This is a genomic window from Hydrogenophaga sp. (assembly GCF_018780385.1).
Classification (GTDB): domain Bacteria; phylum Pseudomonadota; class Gammaproteobacteria; order Burkholderiales; family Burkholderiaceae_C; genus Hydrogenophaga.
Window position 1 is genome coordinate 1 of record NZ_JADMJO010000134.1, and the last position, 5,886, is coordinate 5,886.

The window sequence follows — 5,886 nt, forward strand, 5'->3', positions numbered from 1 at the left end:
GGGGAAGTGCACGTCCACGATGCGCTGCATGGTTTCGGCGTCGGGGAACTTGATGTAGTGGAAGAAGCAGCGGCGCAGGAACGCGTCGGGCAGTTCCTTCTCGTTGTTGGAGGTGATGAACACCAGCGGGCGGTGCTTGGCGCGCACCAGCTCGCGCGTCTCGTAGCAATAGAACTCCATGCGGTCGAGTTCGCGCAGCAAGTCGTTCGGAAACTCGATGTCGGCCTTGTCGATCTCGTCGATCAGCAGCGCCACCGGCTCGTCAGCGGTGAAGGCCTGCCACAGCACACCTTTCAAGATGTAGTTGTGGATGTCCTTGACCTTCTCCTCGCCCAGCTGGCTGTCGCGCAGGCGGCTCACGGCGTCGTATTCATACAGACCCTGCTGCGCCTTGGTGGTGCTCTTGATGTGCCACTGCAACAGCGGCAGCTTGAGCGCGGTGGCCACCTCTTCGGCCAGCATGGTCTTGCCGGTGCCCGGCTCGCCTTTCACGAGCAGCGGGCGCTTGAGCGTGATCGCTGCGTTGACGGCCAGCATCAGGTCTTGCGTGGCGACGTAGTTCTCGGAGCCTTGGAATTTCATGAAATGCTCTGCTGGAAGGGTTGAACGGGATGGGGCATCTTGGGTGATCCGGCCCCATGGGTGCTGGCTGCCGCCTGACAAGGCCCGCACCGCCGGGGGTTTTGAGGGATGTGTCGCCTCGACCGGTCTATATAATCAGCGGTTGATTTTCCCCCGCTGACTCATTCATTGTGCTTGCAAAATGACCTCACTGTTGTCCACGATCACCCGCACCCTTGTCGCCGCTGCGACGCTTTCCGCAGCCGCTTTTTCGGTTCACGCCCAGGGTGCCACCGGTGATGTGGCCGCTGGTCAGAAGAAGGCCGAGATGTGCATCGGCTGCCACGGCATTACCGGTTACCAGAACAGCTTCCCCGAAATCCACAAGGTGCCGATGATCTCGGGCCAGTCGGGCGCCTACATCGTGTCGGCTCTCAACGCCTACAAAAAGGGCGACCGCAAGCACCCCACCATGCGCGGCATTGCCGGTTCGCTGAGCGAGCAGGACATGGCCGATCTGGCCGCGTATTACGCCTCGCACGCTGAAAAGACCATTGCCGATGCTCCCCGCACCGCCAGCACCGCGGCGGCCGCCCTGATCGAAAAGGGTGCCTGCGCCTCCTGCCACGGCGCCAACTTCAGCAAGCCGATCGACCCGAGCTACCCCAAGCTGGCCGGCCAGCATTCTGACTACCTCTTCTTCGCCCTCAAGGCGTACACGGTCGAAGGCAACAAGGTGGTAGGTCGCTCCAACGGCATCATGGCCGGCATCGCCAAGCAATACTCCACCGCCGAGATGCGCGAGATCTCCAAGTACCTGGGGTCGCTGGACAGCGAGCTGAAAGTGGTGTCGCAGCCGCGCTTCAAGTAAGCGCTCTCTGCCCCGTAAAAAAGCCGCTCACCGAGCGGCTTTTTTTGTTTCCGTTCAGTCTTGCGTTGCCCTTCGGCGCACCTGATCGATGTAGGCCTGGCCGTCCGGTGGCCGGCCGGCGCGCTGGCTTTCCCACAGCATGGTGCCCAGGCACTCCATCACCTCGTGGTGCGCGGCGTGCAGGTCGTCGCGGCGCGCGGTGAGCAGCTCCACCGCCTGGCGGATGCCGGGAGGCTGGTCGATGCTGCACTGCTCACTGATCGACAGGTGCATGGACAGGTGCAGGAAAGGGTTGTCGCGGTCGGTGCCGGGTTCACCGATGCGTTCCAGCGCGGCGTCCACGTCACTCAGCTCCGCGTGGTACTCGGGGTGCTCCGCAATCCACTGGCTGGCGAGCGACTCGATGGCTTCCATCGGCTGCTGCTGCAGCGTCTTGGCGTGCACGGCGCAGAAGAAGCGGCGCACGTCGGCTTGGGTCGGATTGAACATGGAGCGATTGTCCCGCAGCGCGCAACATCAGAGCCGCCAGGTGGGCAATTGCCAGTTGCGCCAGAGGGCCAGGCCGCGCAGCCCGGCAGTGACACCCACGCAGGCCAGCAGCGCCAGCCAGCCCGGTGCCTGCAGCTGCCACAGGCCCACGTAGACCCAGCTGCCGGCAAACGCACACACGGCATAGGGCCGGTGGTCGTGGAAGGCCGTGGGGATCTCGTTGCACACCACGTCGCGCAGCACGCCACCGCACACGCCGGTGATCAGACCCATGAGCACGGCCACCAGCGCGGGCATGTCCAGCAGCAGCGCCTGGTGCACGCCGGTGGCGGCAAACAGGCCCAGGCCCAGCGCGTCGGGCCACTGCATGGCGCGCTCGGTGAGCGCAAAGTGCCGCGAGCGCAGGAACAGCATGGCCAGCACGCACAGGGCGAACACGCCCCACAGCAGTTCCACGTGCCGAACCCAGAAAAACGGCCGCTGGTCCAGCAGCAGGTCGCGCAGCGTGCCGCCACCAAAGGCCGCCAGGAAACCGACCACGCACACGCCCACCGCATCGAGCTTCTTGCGTGCGCCCTCCATCACGCCCGAGAGCGCAAACGCCGCAGTGGCGCTGATCTCGACCAGCAGGCGCAGGCCTTCGCCCCAGAGCGCCACGTTGTTCATGGCCGGGTTCATGCGCTTCCTTTCACCGCCAGCAGGGCGGAGATCTGGCGGGTAGCTTCCAGCAGAGGGGGCAGCAAGGTGTCTTGCACCACGCGGGCGCTGGTGCGGTTGGCCTGGCCGCTGAGGTTCAGCGCCGCCACCGTGCGCCCACCCCCATCCACCAGCGGCGCGGCCAGCGAAATCAGGCCTTCCTCCAGCTCCTGGTTCACCAGGCACCAGCCCTGCTTGCGCACCTGCTGCACGCGGGTGAGCAGGGAAGCCGGGTCGATGACGGTGTGGCGGGTCAGTGGCTTGAGGTCGGACGCCTCCAGGCGCGCGCGAACCTCGTCGTCGCTCAGGCCGGCGAGCAACATGCGGCCCAGCGAGGTGCAGTAGGCCGGCAGGCGCGAGCCGATGCCCAGCGAGTTCTTCATGATCTTGTGGGTGGGCACCCGCATGACGTAGACGATGTCGGTGCCGTCCAGCACGGCGGCCGAACTCGATTCCTTCACCGATTCGACCAGCGCTTCGACCACCGGCTCGGCCAGGTTCCAGATCGGCATGGACGAGAGGTACGCAAAGCCGAGGTCGAGGATGCGGGCGGTGAGGCGGAAGGCGCGGCCGTCGGTTTCCACATAACCCAACGCCTGCAGCGTGAGCAGGATGCGGCGCGCGCCGGCACGTGTGAGACCGCTGCGCGCGGCGACTTCGCTCAGGGTCTGGCGCGGCGCCTGAGCGCTGAAGCTGCGGATGACTTCGAGCCCGCGCGCGAAGGACTGCACGTAGCTGTCGCCGGGGCGGGGTGGAGTGGTCGGTGTGGAGGGCATGGAGCGCTTCGGTGAATGCCTGTTTATAATTCATTCTGCGAACATTTGTTCTTTGTGCGAACAAATTCCACGGCGCCGCATTCGACCCGAACAGGAGACCCCGTGATCAACAAGATTTCCCCCTCGATCGCCGAGGCGCTGTCGAGCGTGCGCGACGGACACACTGTGCTGATCGGCGGCTTCGGCACCTCGGGCATTCCCTCCGAGTTGATCGACGGCCTGATCGAGCACGGCGCGCGCGACCTCACGGTAGTGAACAACAACGCCGGCAATGGCGACACCGGTCTCGCCGCGCTGCTGGCCGCCGGGCGTGTGCGCAAGATCATTTGCAGTTTTCCGCGCCAGGCCGACAGCCACGTGTTCGACGGCCTCTACCGCGCCGGCAAGATCGAGCTGGAGCTTGTGCCCCAGGGCAACCTGGCCGAGCGCCTGCGCGCCGCCGGTGCCGGCATCGGCGGCTTCTTCACGCCCACCGGCTACGGCACGGCACTGGCCGAGGGCAAAGAAACGCGCCAGATCAACGGCCGCCACCACGTGTTCGAGTCCCCGCTGGCCGGCGATGTGGCACTGATCAAGGCCGAACGCGGCGACCGCTGGGGCAACCTCACCTACCGCAAGGCTGCGCGCAACTTCGGCCCGGTGATGGCCATGGCCGCGCGCCACACCATTGCCACCGTGCACCACATCGTTGAGCTCGGTGAGCTCGACCCCGAGACCATCGTCACGCCCGGCATTCACGTTGGAAAAATCGTTCGCATCGACCGAGTGGCCACCCAGGCTGGCGGCTTTAAAGGGTCTGTATGAGCTACCAGAAACGCAGCAAAGCCGAACTCGCGCAGCGCGTGGCGCGCGACATCCACGACGGTGCTTACGTGAACCTGGGCATCGGCATGCCCACCCAGGTGGCGAACCATCTCGGCACCGGTGTAGAGGTGGTGCTGCACAGCGAAAACGGCATTCTGGGCATGGGCCCGGCGCCGGCGGCGGGTGAAGAAGACTACGACCTCATCAACGCCGGCAAGCAGCCCGTGACGCTGCTGCCCGGCGGCGCGTATTTCCACCACGCCGACAGCTTCGGCATGATGCGCGGCGGCCACCTCGACATCTGCGTGCTCGGCGCGTTTCAGGTGTCCGCCTCCGGTGATCTGGCCAACTGGAGCACCGGCGAGCCCGGCGCCATTCCCGCCGTGGGTGGCGCGATGGACCTGGCCGTGGGCGCCAAACAGACCTGGGTGATGATGGACTTGCTCGACAAGCAAGGCCGCAGCAAGGTGGTGCCCACCTGCACCTACCCGCTCACCGGAGTCGCCTGCGTGAAGCGCATCTACACCGATCTCGCCACACTGGCTTGCACACCCCAAGGCCTGCTGCTCATCGACAAGGTCGATGGTCTGGAACACGCCGAACTCGAACGGCTGGTGGGCCTGCCCATCGCAACCTGAGGCTGTTTGGACAGAGCACAATTTCCGTTCGGGCTGAGCCTGTCGAAGCCCCCGCCAACCCACACCGCGAGAGCCCTTCGACAAGCTCAGGGCGAACGGTGTTTTTGAAGTACCCGCCATGACCCAAGCCTTCATCTGCGACGCCATCCGCACCCCCATCGGCCGTTACGGCGGCGCGCTCTCCAGCGTGCGCACCGACGACCTCGGCGCCATCCCGCTGCGCGCGCTGATGCAGCGCAACCCCGGTGTCGACTGGGCCAGCATCACCGACGTGATCTTCGGCTGCGCCAACCAGGCCGGTGAAGACAACCGCAACGTGGCCCACATGGCCAGCCTGCTCGCCGGCCTGCCGATGGAGGTGCCCGGCGCCACCATCAACCGCCTGTGCGGCTCGGGCCTGGACGCCCTGGGCACGGCGGCGCGCGCCATCCGCTCGGGCGAGGCCGGCCTCATGATCGCCGGCGGTGTGGAGAGCATGAGCCGGGCACCCTTCGTGATGCCCAAAGCCGAGAGCGCCTTTGGCCGCAACAACGCGGTGTACGACACCACCATCGGCTGGCGCTTCGTCAACAAGCTGATGAAAGAAAAGTACGGCGTGGACTCCATGCCCGAGACCGCCGAGAACGTGGCGACCGATTTCAAGATCGAGCGCGAAGCGCAGGACCGCATGGCCCTGGCCAGCCAGACCAAGGCCGTGGCCGCGCAGAAGGCCGGCCACCTGGCGCGTGAGATCGTGGCGGTGACGATTCCCCAGAAGAAGGGCGACGCCCTCGTGGTGGAGCACGACGAACACCCCCGCGCCACGACCATGGAGTCGCTCGCCAAGCTCAAGGGCGTGGTGCGGCCCGACGGCAGCGTGACCGCCGGCAACGCCAGCGGCGTGAACGACGGTGCCTGCGCCCTGCTGCTCGCCGACGAAGCCAGCGCGAAGAAAAACGGTCTGACGCCGCGCGCCCGTGTGGTCGGCATGGCCACGGTGGGTGTGGCCCCGCGCATCATGGGCATCGGCCCGGCGCCGGCCACGCAGAAGGTGCTGGCGCTCACCGGCCTG

8 protein-coding genes are annotated in these 5,886 nt (G+C 66.2%); 4 read left to right on the forward strand and 4 right to left on the reverse strand.

Annotated elements, in window-relative coordinates:
- On the reverse strand, positions 1-582 hold a 582-nt coding region (locus IV113_RS24390), incomplete at its 3' end, for a MoxR family ATPase (protein WP_291090763.1).
- A 181-nt stretch (positions 583-763) separates the two neighbouring features.
- On the opposite strand from IV113_RS24390, the gene IV113_RS24395 reads away from it, so the two are divergent.
- Positions 764-1,432, forward strand: coding sequence for a c-type cytochrome (locus IV113_RS24395; protein ID WP_291090765.1), 669 nt, complete (start codon positions 764-766; stop codon positions 1,430-1,432).
- Positions 1,433-1,486: 54 nt separating this feature from the next.
- Here IV113_RS24395 and IV113_RS24400 read toward each other — a convergent pair whose 3' ends face one another.
- From IV113_RS24400 to IV113_RS24410, 3 genes are read right to left on the reverse strand one after another with little or no spacing between them, the layout of a single operon-like run.
- Positions 1,487-1,921: a DUF1841 family protein gene (locus IV113_RS24400; protein ID WP_291090767.1), complete on the reverse strand. Its 435-nt coding sequence runs from the start codon at positions 1,919-1,921 to the stop codon at positions 1,487-1,489.
- Between the two features lie 27 nt (positions 1,922-1,948).
- On the reverse strand, positions 1,949-2,599 hold the full coding sequence (locus tag IV113_RS24405) for a trimeric intracellular cation channel family protein (protein ID WP_291090769.1): 651 nt from the start codon (positions 2,597-2,599) through the stop codon (positions 1,949-1,951).
- Entirely contained in the window at positions 2,596-3,393 is a 798-nt protein-coding gene (locus IV113_RS24410) for an IclR family transcriptional regulator C-terminal domain-containing protein (protein WP_291090771.1), read from the reverse strand. The genes IV113_RS24405 and IV113_RS24410 overlap by 4 nt, the downstream gene beginning before the upstream one ends.
- A 102-nt stretch (positions 3,394-3,495) precedes the next feature.
- On the opposite strand from IV113_RS24410, the gene IV113_RS24415 reads away from it, so the two are divergent.
- The 3 genes from IV113_RS24415 to IV113_RS24425 form a co-directional block, all read left to right on the forward strand.
- Positions 3,496-4,197 (forward strand): 3-oxoacid CoA-transferase subunit A, encoded by a 702-nt coding sequence (locus IV113_RS24415; protein ID WP_291090773.1) that lies wholly within the window; start codon positions 3,496-3,498, stop codon positions 4,195-4,197.
- Positions 4,194-4,835 carry a 3-oxoacid CoA-transferase subunit B gene (locus IV113_RS24420; protein ID WP_291090775.1) on the forward strand — a complete coding sequence of 214 codons (642 nt, stop codon included), beginning with the start codon at positions 4,194-4,196 and terminating at the stop codon, positions 4,833-4,835. Before IV113_RS24415 ends, IV113_RS24420 begins: the two co-directional genes overlap by 4 nt.
- 118 nt (positions 4,836-4,953) lie before the next feature.
- Positions 4,954-5,886: acetyl-CoA C-acyltransferase (locus tag IV113_RS24425; RefSeq protein ID WP_291090777.1), on the forward strand; the 933-nt coding region annotated here is incomplete at its 3' end.

What these genes read in the sequence shown, in the direction of transcription:
- IV113_RS24395 (WP_291090765.1), top strand. Translation starts at nt 764, where the DNA reads ATGACCTCACTGTTGTCCACGATCACCCGCACCCTTGTCGCCGCTGCG.
- IV113_RS24400 (WP_291090767.1), bottom strand. Translation starts at nt 1,921, where the DNA reads ATGTTCAATCCGACCCAAGCCGACGTGCGCCGCTTCTTCTGCGCCGTG.
- IV113_RS24405 (WP_291090769.1), bottom strand. Translation starts at nt 2,599, where the DNA reads ATGAACCCGGCCATGAACAACGTGGCGCTCTGGGGCGAAGGCCTGCGC.
- IV113_RS24410 (WP_291090771.1), bottom strand. Translation starts at nt 3,393, where the DNA reads ATGCCCTCCACACCGACCACTCCACCCCGCCCCGGCGACAGCTACGTG.
- IV113_RS24420 (WP_291090775.1), top strand. Translation starts at nt 4,194, where the DNA reads ATGAGCTACCAGAAACGCAGCAAAGCCGAACTCGCGCAGCGCGTGGCG.